The organism is uncultured Gimesia sp., from assembly GCF_963972345.1.
GTDB lineage: Bacteria > Planctomycetota > Planctomycetia > Planctomycetales > Planctomycetaceae > Gimesia.
Map to the genome: position 1 here is coordinate 30318 of NZ_CAXAVM010000019.1, position 24016 is coordinate 54333.

19 protein-coding genes are annotated in these 24016 nt (G+C 51.5%); 9 read left to right on the forward strand and 10 right to left on the reverse strand.

Annotation, left to right across the window (positions count from 1 at the left end):
- Window positions 1-28 precede the first annotated feature (28 nt).
- The 3 genes from AACZ40_RS05210 to mnmA all read left to right on the forward strand — a co-directional run bounded on the left by AACZ40_RS05210 (window position 29) and on the right by mnmA (window position 4660).
- On the forward strand, window positions 29-2164 hold the full coding sequence (locus AACZ40_RS05210) for a c-type cytochrome domain-containing protein (RefSeq protein ID WP_291166195.1): 2136 nt from the start codon (window positions 29-31) through the stop codon (window positions 2162-2164).
- A gap of 234 nt (window positions 2165-2398) precedes the next feature.
- Complete coding sequence (locus AACZ40_RS05215; protein WP_291166198.1) at window positions 2399-3406, forward strand: cation diffusion facilitator family transporter; 1008 nt, start codon at window positions 2399-2401, stop codon at window positions 3404-3406.
- A 144-nt stretch (window positions 3407-3550) separates the two neighbouring features.
- Window positions 3551-4660, forward strand: coding sequence for a tRNA 2-thiouridine(34) synthase MnmA (gene mnmA / locus AACZ40_RS05220; RefSeq protein ID WP_291166201.1), 1110 nt, complete (start codon window positions 3551-3553; stop codon window positions 4658-4660).
- Between the two features lie 6 nt (window positions 4661-4666).
- On the opposite strand, the gene AACZ40_RS05225 is transcribed toward mnmA, so the two are convergent.
- The gene (locus AACZ40_RS05225; RefSeq protein ID WP_291166203.1) at window positions 4667-7639 is read right to left on the reverse strand and encodes an MMPL family transporter; all 2973 of its coding nucleotides are present in this window, start codon (window positions 7637-7639) and stop codon (window positions 4667-4669) included.
- A gap of 334 nt (window positions 7640-7973) precedes the next feature.
- Complete coding sequence (locus tag AACZ40_RS05230; RefSeq protein ID WP_291166205.1) at window positions 7974-8183, reverse strand: hypothetical protein; 210 nt, start codon at window positions 8181-8183, stop codon at window positions 7974-7976.
- 59 nt (window positions 8184-8242) lie between these two features.
- Between AACZ40_RS05230 and AACZ40_RS05235 the strand changes: the two genes are divergently transcribed.
- Window positions 8243-9394 carry a hypothetical protein gene (locus AACZ40_RS05235; protein WP_291166207.1) on the forward strand — a complete coding sequence of 384 codons (1152 nt, stop codon included), beginning with the start codon at window positions 8243-8245 and terminating at the stop codon, window positions 9392-9394.
- 176 nt (window positions 9395-9570) lie between these two features.
- Here AACZ40_RS05235 and AACZ40_RS05240 read toward each other — a convergent pair whose 3' ends face one another.
- The 3 genes from AACZ40_RS05240 to gltX form a co-directional block, all read right to left on the reverse strand.
- A complete protein-coding gene (locus tag AACZ40_RS05240) occupies window positions 9571-11283 on the reverse strand; it encodes a glutamine--tRNA ligase/YqeY domain fusion protein (protein WP_291166209.1) in 1713 nt (570 codons plus the stop codon).
- A 66-nt stretch (window positions 11284-11349) separates the two neighbouring features.
- On the reverse strand, window positions 11350-12000 hold the full coding sequence (locus AACZ40_RS05245) for a hypothetical protein (RefSeq protein WP_339673517.1): 651 nt from the start codon (window positions 11998-12000) through the stop codon (window positions 11350-11352).
- A 6-nt stretch (window positions 12001-12006) separates the two neighbouring features.
- The gene (gltX, locus tag AACZ40_RS05250) at window positions 12007-12921 is read right to left on the reverse strand and encodes a glutamate--tRNA ligase (protein ID WP_339673519.1); all 915 of its coding nucleotides are present in this window, start codon (window positions 12919-12921) and stop codon (window positions 12007-12009) included.
- 239 nt (window positions 12922-13160) lie between these two features.
- Here gltX and AACZ40_RS05255 point away from each other — a divergent pair, with 239 nt between their 5' ends.
- On the forward strand, window positions 13161-13826 hold the full coding sequence (locus AACZ40_RS05255) for a hypothetical protein (RefSeq protein WP_291166213.1): 666 nt from the start codon (window positions 13161-13163) through the stop codon (window positions 13824-13826).
- A 25-nt stretch (window positions 13827-13851) separates the two neighbouring features.
- Here the strand turns inward: AACZ40_RS05255 and AACZ40_RS05260 are convergent, their stop codons facing one another.
- Together AACZ40_RS05260 and AACZ40_RS05265 are read right to left on the reverse strand one after the other, a co-directional pair.
- Window positions 13852-14226, reverse strand: a complete 375-nt coding sequence (locus AACZ40_RS05260; RefSeq protein ID WP_291166215.1) for a DNA polymerase ligase N-terminal domain-containing protein — start codon at window positions 14224-14226, stop codon at window positions 13852-13854.
- Window positions 14211-15359 (reverse strand): glycosyltransferase family 4 protein, encoded by a 1149-nt coding sequence (locus tag AACZ40_RS05265; RefSeq protein WP_339673523.1) that lies wholly within the window; start codon window positions 15357-15359, stop codon window positions 14211-14213. Before AACZ40_RS05265 ends, AACZ40_RS05260 begins: the two co-directional genes overlap by 16 nt.
- 271 nt (window positions 15360-15630) lie before the next feature.
- Here AACZ40_RS05265 and AACZ40_RS05270 point away from each other — a divergent pair, with 271 nt between their 5' ends.
- Complete coding sequence (locus AACZ40_RS05270; protein WP_291166228.1) at window positions 15631-16659, forward strand: endonuclease/exonuclease/phosphatase family protein; 1029 nt, start codon at window positions 15631-15633, stop codon at window positions 16657-16659.
- Here the strand turns inward: AACZ40_RS05270 and AACZ40_RS05275 are convergent.
- Window positions 16656-17840: a metallophosphoesterase gene (locus tag AACZ40_RS05275; protein WP_291166230.1), complete on the reverse strand. Its 1185-nt coding sequence runs from the start codon at window positions 17838-17840 to the stop codon at window positions 16656-16658. The two genes, AACZ40_RS05270 and AACZ40_RS05275, sit on opposite strands and share 4 nt — an antisense overlap.
- A 217-nt stretch (window positions 17841-18057) precedes the next feature.
- Between AACZ40_RS05275 and AACZ40_RS05280 the strand changes: the two genes are divergently transcribed.
- Together AACZ40_RS05280 and AACZ40_RS05285 are read left to right on the forward strand one after the other, a co-directional pair.
- Window positions 18058-19887, forward strand: a complete 1830-nt coding sequence (locus AACZ40_RS05280) for a UbiD family decarboxylase (RefSeq protein WP_291166232.1) — start codon at window positions 18058-18060, stop codon at window positions 19885-19887.
- 72 nt (window positions 19888-19959) lie between these two features.
- The gene (locus tag AACZ40_RS05285) at window positions 19960-20904 is read left to right on the forward strand and encodes an alpha/beta hydrolase-fold protein (RefSeq protein WP_291166234.1); all 945 of its coding nucleotides are present in this window, start codon (window positions 19960-19962) and stop codon (window positions 20902-20904) included.
- 29 nt (window positions 20905-20933) lie between these two features.
- Here AACZ40_RS05285 and AACZ40_RS05290 read toward each other — a convergent pair whose 3' ends face one another.
- Complete coding sequence (locus AACZ40_RS05290; protein ID WP_291166236.1) at window positions 20934-21764, reverse strand: tetratricopeptide repeat protein; 831 nt, start codon at window positions 21762-21764, stop codon at window positions 20934-20936.
- Between the two features lie 44 nt (window positions 21765-21808).
- Window positions 21809-22840: a signal peptide peptidase SppA gene (gene sppA / locus AACZ40_RS05295; protein WP_291166238.1), complete on the reverse strand. Its 1032-nt coding sequence runs from the start codon at window positions 22838-22840 to the stop codon at window positions 21809-21811.
- A 535-nt stretch (window positions 22841-23375) separates the two neighbouring features.
- Here sppA and AACZ40_RS05300 point away from each other — a divergent pair.
- On the forward strand, window positions 23376-24016 hold a 641-nt coding region (locus tag AACZ40_RS05300; RefSeq protein WP_339673528.1), incomplete at its 3' end, for a hypothetical protein.

Genomic DNA, 24016 nt, shown 5'->3' on the forward strand with positions numbered 1-24016 from the left:
GGTCTCCCGACATGATATGGTTACGATAATGAAATATTTAATTTCTACTGATTGGCAAAAGCTTACCAGAGGCACACTGCTTGCTGTCGGCATGGTTTCGATCGCTCTGTTTTCGACTCCCGTTGTTGCGGAAGAGAAAAAAGAGGATGACAAAAAGAAACCGAAGATCACGTACGATGAACACATCAAACCGATCTTTCGTGCCAAATGTTTTGCCTGCCACAATACAGATAAAAAAGCTTCTGGCCTGGATCTGACGAACTACACAGGTTTGATGCAGGGCGGCGCTGCAGGGGAATCTGTGTCACCCGGTGATGCGGAAGGCAGTTACCTGTATATGCTGGTCACGCATGAATCAGAACCTTTCATGCCACCGAAATCAGACAAGCTGCCTGCCAATGAACTTGCCCTCATCCAGGAGTGGATCAGCGGTGGTGCACCTGAGAATGCCGGCAGTAAAGTCACCATCAAAAAACCGAAATTCGATTTTTCTCTGAAAGGGGCCTCTACCGGTAAACCGGAGGGACCACCGCCGATGCCTCCCCGCTTGAGCCTGGAACCCATCGTCCATACCAGTCTCTCCACAACAGTTACCGCCCTGGCAACCAATCCCTGGTCGCCTCTGGCTGCTGTCGCCGGCCAGAAACAGGTACTTCTCTACAATACAAAGACCCTGGAACTACTGGGGGTACTCCCCTTTCCGGAAGGTGTCCCGCATGTTCTGAAATTCAGCCGTAACGGCAGCCTGCTGTTGGCCGGTGGTGGCCATGCTGCTGCCAGCGGACGCGTTGTGGTCTGGGATGTAAAAACCGGCAAACGATTGTTCGAAGTCGGTGACGAACTGGATACAGTTCTGTGTGCCGATATCAGTTCCGACCAGCGATTCATTGCATTGGGCAGTCCCAGTAAAGTAATCCGCGTCTATTCGACCAGTAACGGCGAACTCGCTTATGAAATTCGTAAACACACCGACTGGATGACTGCCCTGTCTTTCAGTCCCGATTCCGTTTTGCTTTGTTCCGGGGATCGGAATGGTGGTGCTTTTGTCTGGGAAGCCGCTTCAGGAAATGAATACCTGACGCTGAAAGGCCACAAAAGTGGTATCACGGGGATTACCTGGCGCAGCGATTCCAATCTGGTAGCAACCAGCAGCGAAGACCAGTCAGTGAAACTCTGGGAAGTCCAGAACGGGAACAACATCAAATCCTGGAATGCCCATGGCGGCGGGACATCCAGCGTCGAATTTGCACGCGATGGCCGCCTTGTCACCTGTGGTCGTGATCGGATCACCAAGGTCTGGGATCAGGCAGGTAAACAGTTGATTGCAGCTCCCGCATTTGGAGATATTGCAGTCAGTGTCTCGATCTGTGATGAAACCAATCGTGTGATTGCCAGCGACTGGACCGGCAAAGTGAAAGTCTGGAATGCCGCCGACGGAAAAGAAGTCGGTGAGCTCTCCGCGAATCCCGTACCACTGGCAGAACGCCTGACTGCGGCGACTGCCGGCGTACAGACCAGCCAGGCGAATCATCAGAAATTACTGGCTGCAGCCCAGGCAGATCAGGCAGCGGTCGCGAAAATCAACGCTGATATCGCAGCAACACAGAAACAGCAGACTGATCTGCAGAATAGTTTGAATGGTCTGAATGCAAATCTGGCGACTGCCCAGAAAGCACTGGCCGCTGCACAGGCAGGGGAAACCGGTTCTACAAACCAGATCAAAGCGATTGAAACTCCACTCGCTGCGATCAAAGAAGCCCACGCGAAAGCAGATGCCGTCAGTAAGCAGGTTGCAGGCGATACTGAGCTGGCAGAAGCCGCTGCCAAACTGAAAGCTGCCGTTGATAAACGCGAAGCCGCGAAAGCCGCAGAGCAGAAAACCCTGGCAGCCCATCAGGCCGCCGTCAAAGACAATCAGCAGAAGATTGCCCAATACACGCCTCAGATCAAGCAGACTACCGATGCACTCAATGCGGCCAAAGCCAAAGTCGCAGAACTTCAGAAGACACTGAAACCAGCGACCGATAAGGCAACAGCTTCACAAAATGCCGCCAATGCTGCTGCTGCAGCACTGGCAGCTGCTCAAAATGAAGCCAAACGCTGGCAGGCCGAAATTGAATTCTCCAAGCAATTCAATAATGCCCAGGCCAGTACTGCCAAATAAATAAAAATGTTACTTTTTCAAAGGCCCTTTGAGTACCTGCTTAAAGGGCCTTTTTTCATACCCAATAGACTGTGTCCAGTTTTACTGTAGCGTCTCCAGGGCCTTCCGAACCGGCTATAATCGATTGAAAGACACTATGGTTAAATGTAAAGCGTGCTAGAAGTTGCTCCTCGATTCTGTTAATTTATGGCTTAATTCAGACTCGACCATCATTCAGAAATGGAGCAGCATAAAATGGCGCAAAGCAATTCCCGGTTCGCAGTGATTGCTGCCCTGATCGGAAATGCCATCATCACGATCGTAAAGGGAGCGACATTTCTGATTACCGGTTCTGGCGCCATGTTGTCCGAAACCATTCACTCGGTGGCTGACTTTCTCAATCAGGTACTGTTGCTGATTGGCCTGGTCCGCGCTGACCAGGCACCTGATAAACGGTTTGAATACGGCTATGCCGGTGAGCGGTATGTCTGGGCTCTCATCTCAGCAGTCGGTATTTTCTTTCTGGGTTGTGGCGTGACCCTGTATCATGGCGTACAGTCCCTGTTCCATCCGCCGGAACTGGTCCTGGGAGAAATGAAATGGGCCATCGCGGCCCTGCTGTTCGCGCTGGTCATTGATGGCATCGTCTTTTTCCTGGCAATCAAAGGGGAATGGAAAAACGCAGCACGCGCAGGTCGACCGTTCCATCAATATCTCCGCAGGGAAGCCGACCCGGCTGCCGTCGCTGTGATTCTGGAAGATGGTGCCGCCTGCGTGGGTGTCGTCATCGCTTTGATTGCCATCCTGTTGACCCAGATGACCGGGCATCATTACTGGGATGCCATCGGGTCCATCGGTATTGGCTTGCTGTTGGGGGGCATCGCAGTCTGGTTAATCATTCGCAATCAGGAACTGCTGGTCGGGCCCAGTATTCCTCCCCAGGCTCGCGAACAGGTAGTCCGCATCCTGAAAAACAATCCACTCGTTGAAGATGTCATCGATCTCCGCTCACGCATTCTTTCGATTGATAATTATCGTATCAAAGCAGATCTCAGTTTTAATTCCAGTGAACTGTCCAAGCGCCTGAAGAAAAAAGCTCTGGCTGCTTACCCGGAAATCAAGAGCGAACAGGATTTCGAATTGTTTTGTCAGAACTATACAGAAGATGTTCTGAACATGCTGGCGGAAGAGATTGATAAAATTGAAGCAGAAATCCAGCGTCAGATTCCCGAGGCACAGCATCTTGATCTGGAAGCCAATTAGAGCCTCAAGCGAGCCGATCTCGGCCGATTTCATTTGAATTCGCAGCATTCAGCGGCCTGCTTAACTGTGATCATTCCGAAGTGCGTCTATAATAGGTACTGAGTTTTCTGACATTTACCGTACTTTACATCGAGTTATTTTGATATGTCTCAGCGTGTTGTCCTCGCGATGAGTGGTGGTGTGGACAGTTCCGCAGCCGCTCATTTATTACTGGAACAGGGTTATGAAGTCATCGGACTGTTCATGCGGTCCGGCGCCACAGAAGAAACGTCCTGCGCGATTGAAGACAAACACAGTTTACCCGTACTCAATATCAAATCGCATAAACAGGGTTGCTGCTCGGCCAGTGATGCCGCCGATGCCCGCCGTGTGGCTGACATGCTGGATATTCCCTTTCATGCCTTGAACTTCCAGGACGCTTTTGGACGCATCAAAGATTACTTCGCCGATGAATACCTGGCAGGCCGTACGCCGAATCCGTGCGTTATGTGCAACAACTGGCTCAAATTCGGCAAGCTTTGGGAATTTGCAGAACAGGTAGGCGCGTCCTATATTTCGACGGGCCACTATGCCCAGCTCACATCCCTGCCAGATGAATCCCAGCCAGCCCTGATTCGCGGGCTGGATCGATCCAAGGATCAGTCCTATGTCCTGTTTGGTATCAATCGGGGATTGCTGGATAAAATCATCTTTCCCGTGGGTGGCTTCGTCAAACCGGAAATCCGTGAGATGGCAGGGGAAGCCGGTCTGCGAACCGCCAATAAACCGGACAGCCAGGAAATCTGTTTCATTCCCGATAACGACTATTTTGGATTTCTGAATCGCTATCGTGGTCCGCAGGAAACCGCGGGTGAAATGGTCGATACCAGCGGCAATGTTGTAGGACATCATACCGGCTATGAAAATTACACGATCGGCCAGCGCAAGCGTCTGGGTGTGGCCTTTGGTACGCCCCGCTTTGTAATCAAAATCGAACCGGAAACAAATCGCGTGGTGATTGGAACCCGGGACGATCTGGCGCGCAACTCTCTGGAAGCCAATCGCTGCAACTGGTTGATTGATGATCCTGGCTCAGAAATTCGCTGCCAGGCCCAGATACGATATCAGCATAAGGAAGCAGATTGTCTGGTCGAAATACTCGATGAAGATCGCTTCCGTGTCACGTTTGATAATCCAGAATACGGCGTGGCCCCCGGTCAGGCTGTTGTACTGTATGATGACGACCGCGTCCTGGGCGGCGGCTGGATAATGTGAGCAACATCAGGCAGCAGCTTCCATTCGCTCCTGATTTTGTCGCTTCTTCTTGCGATTCCGCTGGGAATCTTCATCGTCATCCATGCTGACGGTATCGGTAGCTTCCTGGCGATTGGAGATCCAGGTCAACAGTGCCGGTAAAGTCACCAGTGAAACAAACAGGCAACAGGCAACCCCAATTACCAGAACCAGTCCTACACTGTAGAGCCCGCGATGCGTGGCGACCATCATGCTGCCAAAGCCGATCATGGACGTCAGGGATGTCATCACAATCGCATTGATTGTGCTGGGCGAAGTTTTATACGGCCCCTTTTTCATCCGGAAGTCATGCACTACGTGCACCCCGTCATCCACGCCAATCCCTAAGATCAGAGGCAGTACGATCAGGTTCGCAGGATTCAGATCAATCGAGGTCATTGCCAGAATTCCAAACATGACAATCCCCCCGACAATCGGTGGCAACATGGTAAGTAATGCGTGGCAGACACTGCTTCGATCTAAAACAAAGGATACGCCAATACTCATGACAAGAAACATGCCAATTGCTGCTTCGACGCTGATCGGTGTACCACGGTTAAACAGAATAAACCAGGTACAGACCGCCAGAATGATTGCCGGCACCAGCCCTAATACCGCATGACTGCGGCTTAAGTAATCGATCAACAAGACAATACAGATCACGGCTAAAGCATATATGGAGGCGGTCTTGTAACTCGACTTGATCTGCTGCGCTGCTTCGTAATTCTGTAAAGGCGTCCCTGTCACATCCGGGTCAACCGAACGAACCTCTTTCACAAATTCTTCCAGCGGTTCGATTTCCCAGATATGATTGCGGGGGTAGACCTGAATCAACCATTTGCCCTCTGCACTGACAAAGCGTGAAGTCAAAGAACGGGGAAGATCGGAAAAACGGACGGGAGTCGAATCCGAAGCGCCCCGCAAAGCCTGGAACTGTCCCAGCAGTGAGGCCGTCGTGCGATACTGGAATTCGTCCAGGAATCGTGACTGCTGCGTCAGAGTCATTGATTCAAAACGGTTGAGAAACTGATCGAGCATCCGGGCCGTCGCCTGGGCTGTCGGATGGTTGTAGCGGGATAACAGAACATAAAACTGTTCCAGCTTGCGCCCGATTGTGGAAGGATTCAGACGATTCACCTGCGGGACGTCGCTCGGTAAATGCGTTAACTGAGCCCGAAAGGACTGCACGAGCAGATTGGTTTCCTCTGAAGAATGAGCGGGAACCCGTGAGGCCAGTTCATCAACATGATGTACTGAAGGCAGGGCTTCAAATTTCTTACGTAACTCTCGCGCCTCTTCCGGGCTGTCAGCGACAGAGACCGCGAATAACAGAGAATTCTGGGCATCATTAAAGATGCGTTTCTGAATTTCTACTGATTCCAGTCCGGAGGCCTGCAGATTCAGCAGGTTGTAATCGTAGACCACTTTGGAACTCCAGCCGTCATCCGTCTTGTGCACCATCTGACTGGCACAGAAACCGACGATCGCCAGAGAGGCAATCGCAACGGATCGTGGAAACCGGACGATCATCTTCTGCAGCCATTTCCCCTGAAAGGGGGTCGGCATCTGTTTGACTTCTACGCCCTTGTCAGCCCGGGAAATCAATGCCGGAAGCACAACGAACGTAGCCAGTGCACACAGCAGGATTCCACCGCCGCCAATAAAACCCAGCTCCGCGATCCCCAGAAAGGGGGTCAGACCGGCACAGTAAAACGCCAGTGCTGTCGTTATCGCTGCAGTCACGATGCCCGTACCTACCGTCCGGGAGGTCTTTAACAGCGCGGGCTCTAGGTCTTCCCCCCGATGCCGCAATTCCACGTATCGCGCCAGATAATGAATGCCAAAATCGATACCCAGACCGATCAGGATGACGGCAAACGAGACAGAAAGAATATTCAGATGGCCGATGGTAAGAGTGGTGTAGCCGAAGGCCCAGGACATTCCGGCCGCCAGCATCAACATCGTCAGCAGTGGATGACGAAAACCGCGAAACCCAATGAACAGTAACAGGCCCACTCCAAAGCAGGATATGATCGAAGCATTGATCATATCCGCCTTCGACTTACGCATCTCATCATTTTCGAGGACCGGAATCCCGGTCAGGCTGATTTTGGCTTCCGGGTTCTCAGCGACCACTTCGCCAATAATGCCACGCATTTTTTCGATGGCTTTAGTGGCACCATCAAAGCCATCTTCCTGGTGCACGGGAAATACTTTCAGGAAACCCATCGTCCCGCTCTCATTGAGCAGGTAGATGACTTCACGCGAGCGTTCGCGCATGCGTTCGTTCACGGGAACAATCGAAGGCCAGGGAGACCGGAAATCGTTCTGATCCGCCAGAAAACGTGACATACTGCTGGAAAGGATGGCAGCATGCTGGAACAGGGGATCCAGGTATTGATCGGTGTCTTCACCACGATAACTGGCGGAGCGTGACTGAATCTGGTAACGCAGGCGATCGTAAAGCAGGTCAACCTGGGTCAGATCCCAGCGCCCATTACGGTAGATCGGCCCATATTCATCGAGCCGATTCAGACCGACCTGCAACTGACGAGGCGTTAAATATTGCAGCCCTTTAGAGGGTAAATCACCCGGGTTAATCTGGTACAACGGATTTTCGAACAGCTCCGGATGTTTTTCAATCCGGTGTCCCAGGGTTCGTAAGACATATTTGATCGATTCGGGAGAATCCGCTTCGACCACACACACCAGATCAGACGAACTGCCAAAGCTCTCCGTGTAGTTGATCCATTTCTTATGAAAGGCCGCCGTCGGGTCGATTAAATCAGCGCGATCCGTTTTGAATTCGAGCCGGAACACCGTCAGGAGCACACAGCCAATCGAGACGATCAGCGCAAAGGCCAGACAGAATTTGGAATGCGTGACCACAAACTGTGTCATCGCAGCCAAAGTCTCGCTGAGGAAAGATCGTTCCTGATTGTCGGGGGAGAGATTATCCACAGAACACTTCCGTGTGTTACTTAAGTCGACCTCTCGTTCGATCTAAACAACCGGGCAGAAGTGAAGGGATCGAGTCTATGAGAGCATTTCGCGTATTACGAACTTGTGATTTTACAGCAATCTCCGTATTGCCGGCAACATGAATCTTATCTGTATTAAAGGTGTAAGTCCATTAAAACCAAAACTTTAATACAGCGCTGATCGTATAACTATCTGAAATTTTTGGGGAGGAATCTCCCCCGATGACGTACGTAATGTGCCCGGTAACAGAAATTTCATCGGCAATCTGGTATCGCCGGGATCAACATTCTCAGAGAATCAGGCTGAACCTCCTTCAAATTTCTGGCAGATCAAGCATTCTCATAAAAAGACAAAAATTCTCTAACTCTATTGAAAACAGCACATTAGATTCTAATACCCAATAATCGGATGCCGGGGTATCGGCATTTTGCTGAATCCCACTTGACCCCAATTTCAATATTTCATAAAAAACCTGCCCCATCGCAATGCTCCGGCGGCCAGCCTTAGCTGTCAGTGATTGCACACTTCACATTTACTCCATCAAATACCCCCTCTCAAAGACTCTCTTTGTAGGACATGCTCATGTTAAAAAGCGTCATTCGTTCAATTCCCGTAGTGGGGATTACATGTTTTTCATTGGCTGCAGGTACTGCCCAGGCTCAGTGGCGGCCCTTTAACAACTGTAATTCCTGTGCACCACCGCCGGTCGTGCAGAACTGTTGTCCACAACCTGTGGTTCAGTGTCCGATTCCAGTGACCCAGACAACCTATCGTCAGGTTCCTGTCACCGAGTATCGCCCTGTCCAGCAGACTGTGATGAAACCAGTCGTTGAAACCAAATACGTCGATCAGCAGGTGACCGCCTATCGCCAGGTCATGGAGCCACGAACCGTCGATGTTCCCTGCACCACCTACCAGAATGTCACCGAGTGCCAACAGGTACAGAAGGACATGGGACGCTGGGTTACACAACGTCAGTGTGTTCCCCGTGTTGCTCCCTGCGAATACGATAACCGCGCCAACTTAATGGGCTGGATGAATCGTACCGGGTACTCCATGCGAATGGCATTCACACCACAGTACAAAACCACCCGTCACTACGTACCTAACGTTGTTACGCAGAACGTGCCGGTCACTCGACAGGTTGCCGTACAGCAGACCCGTCAGGTAACGTACAACGTCGCGAAAATGGTGCCTTACACCACAACACGTAAAGTTGCCGTTAATTCAACACGCTATGTCAAAACCACTGTGACTGCCATGAAACCGGTCACCGTGATGCGATCCATCCCCACCACCCGGACTGCTTATGTCTATCCTTCCAATGGTGGATTCGATGGAACAGCAACCGCGCTGCTGCCAACTCCTGAACCTTATATTTCAGCAGAAGCACCACAGCCCGTCCGTCAACGATCGGCTCTGAACAAGAAAAAGTACGACGATTCCTTTGATGCAAACGGGGAACAATACAAACGTGATCCTGCTTCCGATCCTCGTCGATCCAGCCTGGATGACGATTCGTCTTACCGACGCTCATCTTACGAAATTCCTCAGGAATCAACGGCTCCGACATTCCCCCCCACACGTCGTGCCGGTTATGAGCCTGATACAACAGAGCGACCACTGCCATCAATCGTTCGTGCCAGTGGCTGGACCCGCCGTGTTCCTCGTTCCGAACAGACAGCTCCGGTAACAGCGAACAGCGAGATTTCCGTAGCACAGCGAACACCATAACTCAAAGTTATAACATGAGCACTTTGAAGTGCATGGGCTCACTCGTCGAACCTCAGTTCGACGAGTGTTTTTTTTTGCGCGGTCCTGGATCGCATCATATTCAACTATAGCGTCTCTCGATCTAATATCCTCGGTTCAAAAGAGCCTGGAGACGCTACAGTAAAACTGGACACAGTCTATTTACCTTTCGGCTGATTTTCCTGCTGCTTTTCCAGCCGGGCCCATGTATCTCGCAGTGTTACCGTCCGGTTAAAAACCGGTTTTCCAGGAGTGGATTCGCGAGTATCGACACAGAAGTAGCCCAATCGTTCAAACTGGAATCGGCTTCCCGGCTCAGCTTCTTTCAGGCTGGGCTCCAGTTTGCATCCACTCAAAACCTGCAGGGACTCTGGATTCAGATTGCTTTTGTAATCGACATCTTCTGGGACATCTTCCGGATCAGGTGTGCTGAACAAGTGATCGTACAACCTGACCTCTGCATCCAGAGCGTGTGCTTCTGAGACCCAGTGCAGAGTTGCTTTGACTTTGCGACCATCGGGAGCATCTCCCCCTCTGGTTTCCGGATCGTATGTGCAATGCAGTTCAATGACTTCACCGTTTTCATCTTTCACCACATCGACACAGGTCACGAAATAAGCATAACGCAGTCGAACTTCCTTGCCGGGAGACAAGCGGAAGAACTTCTTGGGAGGATCTTCCATGAAGTCCTCTTTTTCGATGTAAATCACCTTGGAGAACGGAACTTTCCGACTACCCGCAGATTCGTCATTGGGATTATTAATCGCGTCGAGTTCTTCAGACGTGTCTTCCGGGTAATTGTCGATCACCACCCGCAGTGGATTCAGGACACCCATCACCCGCGGTGCCGTCTGGTTCAGATGATCGCGAATGCAGTTCTCCAGAACCACTTTATCGGTCATTGAGTTGAACTTGGTCACTCCGATGGTTTTACAGAACGCCCGCAACGACTCGGGAGTCACGCCACGTCTCCGCATACCACAAATCGTGGGCATACGTGGATCATCCCAGCCGGACACATAATCGCCTTTAACGAGTTCCAGCAGTTTGCGTTTGCTCATCACGGTATAAGTCATATTGAGCCGTGCGAATTCGATCTGCTGCGGATGAAAGATCTCCAGTTCTTCCAGAATCCAGTCGTACAGTGGACGGTGATCTTCAAACTCCAGCGTACAAATCGAATGAGTGACCTTTTCAATCGAATCGGAAATACAATGCGTGTAATCGTACATGGGATAAATGCACCACTTGTCCCCGGTGCGGTGGTGATGCACATGCCGCACACGATAGATGACAGGATCCCGCATGTGGAAATTCGGAGAGGCCAGATCAATCTTCGCTCTCAGAACAAATTCTCCTTCTTTGAACTCGCCGTTCTTCATGCGTTCGAACAGATCCAGGTTTTCCTCAACAGAACGCGATCTTCCCGGACTGGGTTTTCCCGGTTCGGTAGCGGTTCCCCGGTACTCGCGCATCTTGTCTGCCGGCAGATCACAGGCGTAGGCTTTCCCTTTTTTGATCAACGTCACGGCGTGCTCAAATAACTGATCAAAATAATCGGAGGCAAAATATTCCCGATCTTCCCAGTCGAAGCCGAGCCAGCGCACGTCTTCTTTGATCGAGTCGACATACTCAACATCCTCTTTCTCAGGGTTCGTATCATCGAACCGCAAGTTACAGAGCCCCCCTGGATTTTCACTGGCGATCCCAAAGTTCAGGCAGATCGACTTGGCATGGCCGATGTGCAGATAACCGTTCGGTTCCGGGGGAAAGCGGGTCATCACTCGCCCCTGGTGTTTGCCCGTGCGGTTATCTTCCTGAATGATGTTACGAATGAAATCGCTTGACTTCGCTTCTTCGGGAGTTGACATCCCTTACTCCTTAATGGAATTTCTCAGTGACAGGCCACGCCTGTTTTATATTATTTTCAGTTCGTCTCAGGCATTCTGAGTCAGACCAATCGCCCGGTCAATCCGCTTGACGCAACTCGCCTGTCCCAGAATCGACAGACAGTCAAACATCCCGATCCCGGTTCCTTTGCCGCTGACAGCAACGCGCAAAGCATGAATGATCTGGCCCATGCCAATCCCTTCCGCTTCCACAAATTCATGCAGCAAATGATCGAGGGCCGCTGCAGAAAAATCGTCGGTCTGAGCCAACTGCTCCTTAAATTTTTCCAGCAGCGCGACTGCTTCTTCCGATTTCTGAATCCGTTTTTTAAAGGCTTTGTCATCGTATTCCAGTTGAACGTCGGGCACAAAGAATTCGTCGAACTCCAGAATGTCACTGGCAACTTTCAACCGGTCTTCCATGCCGACAATCACGCGACTGATCCGTTCTTTCACTTCAGGCTGGCTGGCATCCTGCACCAGTCCCGCTTTCTCCAGATAGGGACTGCAATGCTCAATCTTGTCTTCCAGAGACAGCTGGTTCATCCAGTGTGACTGAAAGTTGAGTAACTTATCAGGATCCAGGCCGGCAGCAGCTTTGACAATCCGATCAAGGGTAAAGTTCTCGACAATGGTATCCAATGACATAAATTCTGTCTTATCATCCAGCGACCAGCCCAGTCGCGCCAGAGAGTTCAAAATCGCTTAGGGCAAATAACCGATCTTTTCGTAATATTCGACCATCACCGGATCCAGGCCGCCTGCATTCTCCAGCCCAATCCGCGGGAAGACGGCTTCCGCCTTATCGAACATTTTCTTGAACTGCGGACTCTTACGGTATTTATCGAGCTTTCGCTTGCTCAGTTTTTCTTTCCCGCCCGGCGCCGCCACAAACGGGATGTGGGCGAACTGAGGCAGCTCGTATCCCAGGGCCTGATAAATCAGCACCTGGACCGGCGTATTGGAAAGATGCTCTTCTGCGCGAATGACGTGTGAGATCTGCATCTGGGCGTCATCAATCACCGTCGCCAGATTATACAGCGGCGTTCCATTCCCCCGCAGAATCACCGGATCGGGCATCAGTCCGGCAACAAATTCCACATGGCCCCGCACAGCATCGTCGATCTGGATTTTCTGATCGCGGGGAACCAGCAGACGTACCACCGACGGACGACCTTCCGCTGCATACTGTTCCAGTTCACTCTCAGTCAGTTCCAGCGAACGCCGAATATTCAGATAGTTTTTCTTTTCCTGGCTGGCGGCTTCGCGATCTGCCTGAATCTGCTCGGGCGTATCATAATCCCGGTAGGCTTTTCCTGCTGCCAGTAACTTGTCGACGGCACCGCGATACAGGTCGTTGCGTTCGGACTGAAAATAGGGTCCATGTTCGCCACCCACTTCGGGACCTTCATCCCAGTCAAGTCCCAACCATTTGAAAGCCTGCAGAATGGGGCCGAGTGCTTCTGACAGATTGCGTTCCTGATCGGTATCATCAATGCGGAGAATAAACTGCCCCCCGTTATGTCTTGCCCAGAGCCAGTTGAAGAGCGCGGTCCGCATGCCTCCAATGTGCATATAGCCTGTGGGACTGGGAGCAAAACGCGTTCGGACAGTACTCATAAATAGACTCTTATCATTCGCCGGGAAAGCGATCTGGGTAAAAGAAAGTCGTGGAAAACACTCCGGGCAGCCAGGCGTCTCACGGGAGATTCGATTTAGACGACTGATCATAAAAGACCACCACCCATCCGACAAGTATATTTAGAGATACAACTTAGTGCATTTTCACGTTTTCTGATGTTTCCCCGGCTGCCAGTACCGCTATTGACGCCTCCCCCCACCCGACCTAGCATTCCTGCATGAAACGTTACCTGCTGTTCTTTTTTTTAATGCTGCTGCTCCTGGCAGGGATTTCCGGAGGCCTTTACTGGTCCTCTGCTCAAGTCCCTGATTTTTACCAGGAAGCGCTACAGGAACAGGCGGAGCCCGAAGTGCGGCAGGAAGAAGCCAAAGAATTCGTCCAGCGTTCGATGCAGGTTGTCAACGATGTGCGAAATCATGAGCCACTCTGGTCACAGGAATTCAGCGAACAACAGGTCAATGCCTGGCTGGCAGAAGAACTGCACCAGAAATATGATGAATGGGTCCCTGACGGCGTGAGTGATCCGCGGATCCGGTTTGAAAAGAATCAGGTCGAGCTGGGCTTTCATCTGACCCTCCCCAAATGGTCAGGAATTATCAGCCTCAAATTCAAGCCCTGGCTGATGAAAGAAAATCGCCTCGTACTGGAACTCGAACACGCCCGCGCCGGACTATTGCCCATCCCCATTGATGAAGCGATTACGGAACTGATCCAGGAAGCGCGTAAAGAAGGCTGGTTCATCGAATGGGGTCAATCTAACGGAAACGATGCTTTAATCGTTTACCTGGATCGCCGTAAACCGGAACTGCCGGAGCTGACCACCTTAGCCGTTGAAACGGGTGTCTTTCGGATCGCGGGAAAAACAGAGTCAGACACACAGTAAACTGCTGCATGTCATTGAATCGTGTTCAGAAAAAAGAAGTGTAGTTCAGGTCCCACTGATTTTCCTGATCGCGCTGCCTCAACGTGACACGCCCGGCAAGTTCTTCACCTGTCAGCAAGGCGACGTATAAGCCTTCTTTTTTTTCCAGTAACGTGAACGATCCCTTATCCCACCGCGTGACTGTGCCGCGTTCTCCACTCACAGGTCCTTCGTACTCCAGATAGACCAGCCGATGGTCGGGCAGCGACTCGGCGACCAGATCCAGTGACGTGTCATCGGAAGCAGCGTCTATCGCAGGCGGTTCGGGAAGTCTCCAGGTCTTGAGAACGCCTGCCTCTTCCAGCATCAGATCCCAGTGTACTTCAGGAAAATCGTGGCGGAGTATTACGTATTGTTGCATGCTGTCTCACTTTCAGTAATCGCCTGACCGATCAGTTGCTCCCAATGCTGGAAATACGCTTCGGCTGAAAAGCGTTCTGTAATCTGCAGTGCCTCGACGGCCAGTCGACGTCGCAGGGAGTCATCCCCCATCAGACGTTTTAAAGCTTGCGCAAGTTCTGAAACGCTGCCTGCTGGAACCAGCAGACCATCCGTCTCCGATTGAATAATTTCAGCGGGCCCGCTTTCACAGTCAAAACTGATACACGCCAGACCGCGGGACATCGCCTGCAGCAGGGCATTGGGAAAACCTTCATAACGGGAAGGTAATACAAAAAAATCCCCCTGGTCCAGTTGCAATTCAGGTTGGGACGTCCAGCCTGGTAAATCAATCTGCTCCTGTAATCCCAGGTGATTAATTTGCTGCTGCAGGGATTCGCGTAAAGGGCCTTCTCCTGAAATCTGTAATTTCCAGTCCGGGAACTCAGAAGCCACCCGGGAAAACGCCTCAATCAATAAATCAAAACCTTTCTCGTGCGAGAGACGCCCCATACCTAATACAATTTTTACACGAGTTCGTACTTCAAGTGTTTCACGCGAAACAGCGGGGACTTCCGGAGACCGGGGTAGTGGTACGGCATTGGGAATCACTTCAATCTGAGTTGATTTCAACCACTGCCTGCAGAAATCTGCCACCCCCTGTGTCTGGACGACCAGAGCATACGCGCGCGGATAAGTCCGTTTTCGCAGAAACGACCAGAGTCTGCCGATCGGATGATGCCGCGGGTCGGAACGTTCCGAGATGATTACCGGACAACGCAGTTTTCCGGTCGCCAGCAGCGTCAACACATTCATTCGATCCGTCAGACTGATCACGGCATCGGGTTGGGAATCGGCGATTGCAGACTGCAGATAGTTGATTCTCAATCTGTTATTGGAAACCGCCTGGAACAGATTTCCCGAATCCTGCATCAGATTTAACGCGATCCGCTGCACGACTGCGTCCAGCGAGAAGGAATCGGTTTCCTTAGAATCCAGGGTAATCAGCGTCACCGTATGCCCCTGTTTCGCCCAATGATTTGCCATCATTGCCGCAACTCCTTCGGCACCGCCCAGGCTGAGAGAAGGAACTGTGATGGTCAAACGACGCGACAAGGCCTGCAACCCCATTATGTAAGCTACTGATATCCTGAGAGATACGGCATAACACAAAAACTGTCTCTCAGTCTAAATGCAAGACTACCGCTTCAGAGAACGGACCACAAGTCATTGTAATTCTTACTTCCAATCCGGCTGAAAATTGCTCTACACGCTGATCCAGATTTCTGCTAGATTGCGGCCCTCTCAACTCTCAATTCCTGCCTTACTTCTCCCCTGCCTGAATTCTCTCGCTACTCCCGTCATACGCATTACCACGGATGGTACTATGGCCGAAAAACCCAAAAAGAAAACGTCTCTCGTCAAATCATGGAAATTACGCGGCCTGGCACTGCTGCTCATCGGCTTGCTGGGTGGAGGCATGGTCCATTTCGACCTGAAGCCGAAACAGGTCACCCGCTGGGTCTCCGACATTATCTCTTCCACCGTCTCCCCGTCGACTCCTTCGGACTGGGATTCGACAGAAATTGATCTGCCCCGCTCCGATGAAACCATTCGCATCGCCACTTTTAATATCCAGGTGTTCGGTCTGAGTAAGATGCAGAAGCCGAAAGTACCTCAGATCCTGGCCCGCATTATTCAGCAGTTTGATGTGGTGGCGATCCAGGAAATTCGTGCGTCAGATCAATCGTTTCTGGATGACTTTCTGAAGATACTCAATTCTGGAGAACTGCAGTATGGCTGCCTGGTCGGCCCTCGACAGGGTCGCACGGCCAGCAAGGAACAATACGCCTACTTTTATAATACAGCCCGCATTACTGTGAATGAAAAATGGACCTACACGGTCATCGACAAATACGACAAATTACATCGCCCGCCTTATGTCGCGCATTTTCAGACCCTCAGCCCTTCCAGCAGTAATCCCTTTACGTTCTCTATGATCAATATCCACACTGATCCGGATGAAACCGATCAGGAACTGGATGTGCTGGACGATGTATATCGAGTCGTCGCCAATGATGGCAGTCAGGAAGACGACGTCATACTGCTGGGTGATCTGAATGTCGACGACCAGCACCTGGGTGAGCTGGGAAGACTTGCCGATATCATGTGGACTGTTTCGAAAACACCCACCAACACGAGAAAATCGAAACAATACGACAACATTCTCTTCAGCCGTCGTCACTCCCAGGAATTTACGGGCCGGACAGGAATTTATGATTTCCGGACCCGCTTCAAACTGTCGGAGAAAGAAGCGCTGATGGTCTCGGACCACCTTCCGGTCTGGGCAGAATTTCATCTATCCGAAAACGGCTCTGTCAGACAGGCGTCTGCCGGACAGCCTGTACCGCGCTAAGTCTCGACGACTGGCCTGGCACGCAGAGTCAACAGGCTGAATTCCGGAGGACAGAGAAATCTCAACGGATGGATCCCTGAAACTCCCCGACTCACATGCAGCAGTGTCTTTTTGCGGTAGAACGTTCCACTGGTATATCGGGTCCCATGCACACTGGGAGCAAAAACCGGCCCGACTACAGGCAGCCTGACCTGCCCGCCATGCGTATGCCCGGCAAGTACCAGATCATATCCCTGCGAACAGGCCCAGTAAAAATTATCCGGCGTGTGACTGACCAGCAGCAGAAAATCAGCCGCCCCCTCTCCCCTTTGAGCAGGTAACACAGGATGCTCCCCCATCCAGGGAACTTCCGTTCCCGCAATCAGCAGCGAATGACCGGCATACTCCAGTTGAAGTGTCTGTGAAGAGACATCCATCCAGCCCCGGCGAGTCAATGCCGTTCGGATCTGCTCACTCTGTTGATTCCAGTCATGGTTTCCCAGGATAAAATACCTTCCCAGGGGAGCCTCTAACTGCTCCAAAGTCTCGTCCAGCCAGTCCAGGCAATGCATCTCATCAAGAAGATCGCCTGAGAAAATGATGAGATCTGGTTGCGATTCCCCAGCGATCCGACACAGCTCACCAAAATAATCCCGAGTCAGTGTTCCCGAGAAATGCAGGTCGCTCAAATGCAGGATTGTCAACCCATCCCATGCTGCCGGCAGTCGCTCCATCACAAATGTTTTACGCGAAAATTCGACGCAGAAGATTTCGTTGAAAGGCAAACCGGCGAGATAGTGATAGGGGCCGTCTCCAATCAATTCGTGCCCCAGCTTCTCACGAATGTCAATCATCTCCGAATGGCTTTCTGTCTGAAGTCGGGGAACGCGGTAGAACAGATGCCTGAATACAGAAACCAGAAACCCCAGGAATCCAAGAACACACAGCACAAAAACAGGCTTCCACCAGAATGACAGCCGACTCCATTCCCCGCCGACCAGCACTCCCGGTGAGTACAGACCCACCGCGCCAAACAGCACCAGTGGAAAACCCAGAAGCATCACATATGTAATGTGCCGCATTTTTTTGAGCGTTGGTTCATGAATCGGCAGCGCATGGGTCCGGTTAATGAATGTGACCCACAGCTCGAAATGGCCAATTGCTAATATGAGCAAAATCAGGCCATTGATCCATTCTTCCATGAAATTTGATTTCTAACAGAGCCGCTGAAAGTTAAAAACAGGACGAGCGCAGTGCCGCTTATCATAGAGAATGAATACAGGATTGAAAATAGAAAGCAGATAGCAGAGTGGTACCAGAATCGTCGTTAAGTGGTATAATCCCTCAGTAAACGTTACGCTTCAGCCGGAAACCTCGGCTGATCATAGATGAATTTTAGAAGAATGGAACCGTACCCCAATGGGATACCGTGGACTGCGTGCATGTGTCAATGACCTCGAACGAACAGGTCAGCTCATTCGGATCGAGCAGGAAATCGATGCCCATCTAGAAGCAGCAGAAATTCAGCGTCGCGTCTACCAGGCAGGCGGCCCCGCTGTCTTTTTCCCCCATGTCAAAGACTGCCGTTTCCCGATGGTCAGCAACCTGTTTGGCACGCTGGAACGCACGCGTTATATTTTTCGAGACGCTTTACAGGCCGTCAATCATCTGGTCGAACTCAAAGTCGACCCCTCCCGATTCTGGAAACAGCCGTTCCGGTATCGGGACGTTCCTTTTTCCCTGCTCCACATGCTGCCCCGCTCACGCCGAACCGGTCCCGTTATGCAAAACCAGATCCGCATCAGCGATCTGCCCCAGCTCAAAAGCTGGCCCGACGATGGGGGCGCCTTCGTCACGCTGCCGCAGGTCTACACAGAATCACCCACACGAGGCGGATTGATGAATTCCAACCTGGGAATGTACCGCATTCAACTGAGTGGCAATGAATATCAGCCCGACCAGCAGATTGGCATGCATTATCAGATTCATCGCAGCATCGGCGTGCATCATGCAGAAGCGATTGAAAAAGGCGAGCCGCTCAAAGTCAATATTTTTGTCGGCGGCAGCCCTGCGATGACACTCTCAGCGGTGATGCCTTTACCGGAAGGGCTTTCCGAACTGACCTTCGCCGGTGCACTGAGTAAACGTGCCATCAGAATGGTCCGGAATAAAAATGGGCTGCCAATTTATGCGGACGCTGACTTCTGTATCACCGGCTGGATCGATCCTGAAAAACTGTTGCCGGAAGGCCCGTTCGGCGATCACCTGGGTTACTATAGTCTGGCGCATCCCTTTCCTGTAATGAATGTGGAAGCCGTCTACCATCGCAATGATGCCATCTGGCCCTTCACCGTTGTGGGTAGACCTCCGCAGGAAGATACCGCCTTCGGTGCCATCATTCATGAGATTACCGGCCCCGCGATTCCGTCGGTCATTCCCGGCGTGCACCAGGTACATGCCGTCGATGCCGCCGGCGTGCATCCGCTGCTTCTGGCGATTGGCAGCGAACGCTATACGCCCTACGATCAGGAACGAAAGCCGCAGGAAATCCTGACCAATGCGAATGCGATCCTGGGACAGGGACAATTGAGCCTCGCCAAGTACCTGATGATTGTCGCCCGGGAAGATCGACCCGATCTGGATGCCGAAGAGCTGGAAGAATTCCTGTCTCACCTGCTGGAACGGATCGACTGGAAACGCGATCTGCATTTTCAGACCTGCACGACCATTGATACCCTGGATTATTCGGGCACCGGCTTCAACTCGGGTTCCAAAGTCGTGATGGCGGCGGCAGGCCCGAAAAAACGAACATTGCTGACCCAGATTCCCCCGGACTGTTCTCTGCCCGATGGTTTCTCACAACCACGTCTCTGCCGACCGGGAATCGTGGCGATTAAAGCTCCTGCTTTTCAGAACCAGAACCAGGATCTTCGACGGTTCTCCTCAGAACTGCCTGCCAGTCATTCTCTGAATCAGTTCCCGCTGATTGTGCTCGTCGATGACAGTGAATTTACTGCGGCCAGCCTCAACAATTTTTTATGGACGGTCTTTACACGCTCGAATCCCGCCAGCGACCTTGATGGCGTTGATGCCTTTACGGAAAACAAGCACTGGGGCTGCCGAGGCGCCCTGGTAATTGACGCCCGCATCAAACCCTGGCACGCGCCGCCCCTGATTGAAGACCCCGACATCACACGACGCGTTGATCAACTGGGTGCCCCCGGCGGCCCGCTGCATGGAATCATTTAGACTCACAGTACAGATAAGGTTATGATTTAAGGAAATCAATCACCGATCACTTTTTGCAAAGATGAAACAGCCATGCGCAATACCAGCTTTATCTCTATCAGGTACTTCTGCATCTACGTATTAGCAGCGGCGACCGCGCTGCCTTATGCCAATCAGATCAATGCGCAAAATCAGCAGCCGAAGAAAAAGCAGCAGCCCTTCCAGTGGGTCAATGAACTCAACGTCAAGCTTCCGGGAGTGCAACATGCCACCTTTCACAGTCCCTCCATGAATGTGGATGTCGGTTACTGCATCTATCTTCCGCCTCAGTACCACGCTGCAGGTAATGAGCAAAAACGCTTTCCCGTAGTCTACTATCTGCACGGCGGTCGCCCCGGCAGTGAAACCAAAAGCGTGCGACTGGCGCAGCAGATGCATGAGCATATTTCTGAAGGTGAAGTGGAACCGCTGATCTATGTGTTTGTCAACGGCGGTCCCGTCAGTCATTACAATATGGCCGACCGAAAAAATGCGATGGGGGAAGATGTCTTTGTGAAAGAACTGATTCCCCATATCGATGCCACTTATCGCACGATCGCCAGACGAGCGGGGCGAGGCATTGAAGGCTTTTCGCAAGGGGGTCGAGGAACAACCAGAATCATGTTCAAATATCCTCAGCTCTTCTGCTCGGCTGCACCCGGTGGTGCCGGTCATTCGACTGAAAAGCGAATCTCAGAAGAGAACGGCCAGGAAAGACCCGGACTGGTATTTGCGAAAGGTGACAATACCTACGACCTGGCGCGGAAGTACGCCCGTCATCCAGAACCGGCGCTGCCCATCCTGATTCATGTCGGCACAAAAGGCTTTAACTATCAGAATAATCTCGAGTATATGGATTTCCTGAAATCGCTGAAGATTCCGTTCGAAAAACTCATCGTCCCAGATGTCCCGCACAGCGCAGTCAAAATCTACGAAAAAGAGGGTTTGAAAATCATGCGGTTCCATGCAGAGAATTTTCGAAACGCCAATCAGCAATAAGGTATCAAAAAGAAAGTATTCGTTTTCCGCTAGGCATTCGGAAGTTTTCTCAGCATCCGTTTCGCTTTACTTTTCCAGCGGACGAACTTGCGGGCGATTCCCCGCGGGCTGCCATTTATATCCAGCAGCATCGACTGCAGTGTCTTGCGGGCTGCCTGGTGATCACCGGCATCAGCTTCCAGGGTCGCCAGCATGAAGAGCGCCTCGGGTTGTCGCCAGCGCTTTGTATGAATTACCAGTTGCTCACGCGCCTTTTCTGGCGTATCCAGTTCGCAAAGTGTTTTGCAGTACAACAGCGAAACATCACCAAACTTATATTCCGGATCGATAGCGAGGACTTTCTGGCTGAGCGACTGCGCTTCCTGAAAGTCTTTGAACTTCATTTTCATCTGCGCTGCGCCCCACAGCGCCTGCAGGTTGTCGGGTTCTTTCGCTATTGCCTGCTGGTAAGCAGCCAGGCTTTTTTGAAAGACCCCGGCATCTTTCAATGCATCTCCCCAGCGTACAAACTGGTAGGCATTGCCAATCTGCATCGCAGCGGTCTCCAGCTCGTTTAATCGACGCTGCCGCAACAGCGGCCTGGCAAACTCCGGCAGTTGTACCTGGTTGGTTGGCAGCCAGCGAAGAAAGAAATAAATCAGCGCGCCAAAGGGGGGAAAAACCAGGATCACCCAGAACCACAGAAAACGGTCCGGATCCTTCCTGAGACAATCCACGAGCATCCAGACCCAGAACACCAGATACAGAAACATAAATCCACTCTCCAGCAACGACCAGAGCAGTGAAGGCCCCTCATACAAAGTCGGGTCATTCAGGTACGGATCCTGAGGAGGAGATACGGGTTCTTGTTGTGCAAACATATGTTCTTGAATTTCTGATTGCTCTCAATGGAATCGGTCGTCGCTTACTGCCAGCCTGGCATTTCTCCCAGCCAGGAAGCAAAATACATCGCGCGGGGAACCGTGGAATCCAGCAGCGCCTGCTTGCGATTCTCCACCTGGCTGGCTTCTGCGGAACCCAGCAGGATATCTGCCAGTGTAACAGGATGCCGGTATCTTATCACACGTGCATTCTTGAGATTCGCGATTTCCTGTAATCGGGCCAGCGCATCTTCCTGATAGCCGATCTCGTCGATCAGCCCGTTCTCCCTGGCATCCGTAGCCGGATAAATCTGACCCGTCGCCAGTTTCTTCACCTGATCATAATCCAGATTTTTGCGGTTGTCAGTAATGATCGTCAAAAACCGCTGGTACGATTCATCCAGGATATGATCCCAGATATCCCGTTCCCGTTTGCTCATCTCGCGAAATGGATTCAAGGCATCTTTGAATTCTCCCGTTTTCAAAGGATCAGAGACGACACCAAGATTCTCCGCCAGACCACTCAAATCAAAGCGGGGAATAATCACTCCCAGTGAACCGGTCCAGGTAGTGGGTTCTGCAAAGATCACCCCCTCTTCACCAGCCCCCATCGCGACATAGTATCCCCCGGAAGCCGCCATCCGTTTCATGGAAACCACAATCGGTTTCTTTTGACGTAATTCCACCAGGCGATGATAAATCTGATGACTGTCGGCAACCAGACCACCGGGGCTGTCAATTTCCAAGAGAACCCCTTTGACCCGGTCATCTTCATCCGCGGTTTTGATCGATTCCAGTATTCGCTCGGTAAACGGAGGCATGATCGTACCCGTGATCGAGATGATCGCAATCTTATCAGCGGCAAACTGATCGCCGGTCTCAAACTGCTCTGTAGGACCGCCTCCGATGGTGAAGTATTCCTGATACCAGGCATAAAAACCCAGATTAAACAGCACGGAGATCATCAACAGCACAACCATGCTGCGCATGATCCAGCGTCTGGCCGGCGGTGCTGCGGGACGGCTTTCATCCGCTTTTTCCCTCGAATTCTCTGGTAAAGCCTGCTGTTCCTGCATCGATGTAACTCCTTTTAATTCAGCTGTTTCGAATTCAGAAACCGCTGCCCTGCTTAAGTGAATTGCTGAACGGGCTGCTCAGCGAATCATTCATCCTAAAATGTAAAGATAGCAAATTTGCAGCCGATGGCGACCCTGCGGCAAGATTGTCGATAAAAACGGTCGTTCGGGTTAATGCAAAGATCCCGCCAGATTCTAGTTCTACAATCGACATAGACATCAAAACCGGAGCAGATTAACGACGATAGAATTCCCAGCAGGGCTATTCTGCATGATTGTGTCGATTATGTGGAACCAACCAGTTGAAAGCAATATACCGATTAATGAAGTCTCGGCGATTCGAGAAATCATTCACTCGGAAACTTTTTTGAGTACTGCTGAGAAACCGCTTCTCCACAGTATTCAAGGATCAGGAACCAGGAGATTTCAGGAGATGATAGCAGGAACTCGCTTCTCCGCTCGCGTTATTTTATTTAGCGCAATTTCTGGCTTAGTGCTTACGAATTTGAATACCCTTTCTGCGGAAGATGCTTTCGTGGAAATCAATTCAAAACCGCGTTCAAGTACCAAGGCAGTGCGGAACCCGCAAAGTACATTGGAAAATGCCATTCAACGTGAAATGCATTCAGCACGTCGCAACACCACTCAGCCACGTGTCCGTTTTCCTCAGACAGAACAACAACCTGCTCAAATTCAGCAGGCCGGATTCACGCTGAATCCTTTATCACTCTTTCAAAAGAAGAGCAGCGAACCGGAACAGAAACGCCAGATCATTGTCAACAAGCCAGGTCAACCGGCTGACCCGCAATACAAAACCGCTGCGCCGCTGCCCGAAGCAAAACCGGGACAGAGCGAAATTCAGCGTCAGCTGGAAGCGTTATACCGCCGCGATGGCCGTCAGATGCCGCCCATGTCAATGGATGCCCTTCCTAAAACGGCAAACAATCCAGGTAGCGGACGGGGCACAGTCAACCCCACTCCCGCTGCTCCGCAGACACCGGCTGCAACCGCCAGAACCACTCCTGCTCCTCAGCAGGCTGCTCCACAAAACGTGATTGTAGCACCACAGCAAAACGTGGCTCAACAGCCAGAAGAAAAAACCAAATGGTATGAAAAATTCCTGCCATCCAAAAACACTCCCAAAAAATTGCCTAAGTCAAACCAGATTGCAAAAAA

What these genes read in the sequence shown, in the direction of transcription:
- AACZ40_RS05210 (WP_291166195.1), top strand. Translation starts at nt 29, where the DNA reads ATGAAATATTTAATTTCTACTGATTGGCAAAAGCTTACCAGAGGCACA.
- AACZ40_RS05215 (WP_291166198.1), top strand. Translation starts at nt 2,399, where the DNA reads ATGGCGCAAAGCAATTCCCGGTTCGCAGTGATTGCTGCCCTGATCGGA.
- mnmA (WP_291166201.1), top strand. Translation starts at nt 3,551, where the DNA reads ATGTCTCAGCGTGTTGTCCTCGCGATGAGTGGTGGTGTGGACAGTTCC.
- AACZ40_RS05235 (WP_291166207.1), top strand. Translation starts at nt 8,243, where the DNA reads ATGTTAAAAAGCGTCATTCGTTCAATTCCCGTAGTGGGGATTACATGT.
- AACZ40_RS05240 (WP_291166209.1), bottom strand. Translation starts at nt 11,283, where the DNA reads ATGTCAACTCCCGAAGAAGCGAAGTCAAGCGATTTCATTCGTAACATC.
- gltX (WP_339673519.1), bottom strand. Translation starts at nt 12,921, where the DNA reads ATGAGTACTGTCCGAACGCGTTTTGCTCCCAGTCCCACAGGCTATATG.
- AACZ40_RS05255 (WP_291166213.1), top strand. Translation starts at nt 13,161, where the DNA reads ATGAAACGTTACCTGCTGTTCTTTTTTTTAATGCTGCTGCTCCTGGCA.
- AACZ40_RS05260 (WP_291166215.1), bottom strand. Translation starts at nt 14,226, where the DNA reads ATGCAACAATACGTAATACTCCGCCACGATTTTCCTGAAGTACACTGG.
- AACZ40_RS05270 (WP_291166228.1), top strand. Translation starts at nt 15,631, where the DNA reads ATGGCCGAAAAACCCAAAAAGAAAACGTCTCTCGTCAAATCATGGAAA.
- AACZ40_RS05275 (WP_291166230.1), bottom strand. Translation starts at nt 17,840, where the DNA reads ATGGAAGAATGGATCAATGGCCTGATTTTGCTCATATTAGCAATTGGC.
- AACZ40_RS05280 (WP_291166232.1), top strand. Translation starts at nt 18,058, where the DNA reads ATGGGATACCGTGGACTGCGTGCATGTGTCAATGACCTCGAACGAACA.
- AACZ40_RS05285 (WP_291166234.1), top strand. Translation starts at nt 19,960, where the DNA reads ATGCGCAATACCAGCTTTATCTCTATCAGGTACTTCTGCATCTACGTA.
- AACZ40_RS05290 (WP_291166236.1), bottom strand. Translation starts at nt 21,764, where the DNA reads ATGTTTGCACAACAAGAACCCGTATCTCCTCCTCAGGATCCGTACCTG.
- sppA (WP_291166238.1), bottom strand. Translation starts at nt 22,840, where the DNA reads ATGCAGGAACAGCAGGCTTTACCAGAGAATTCGAGGGAAAAAGCGGAT.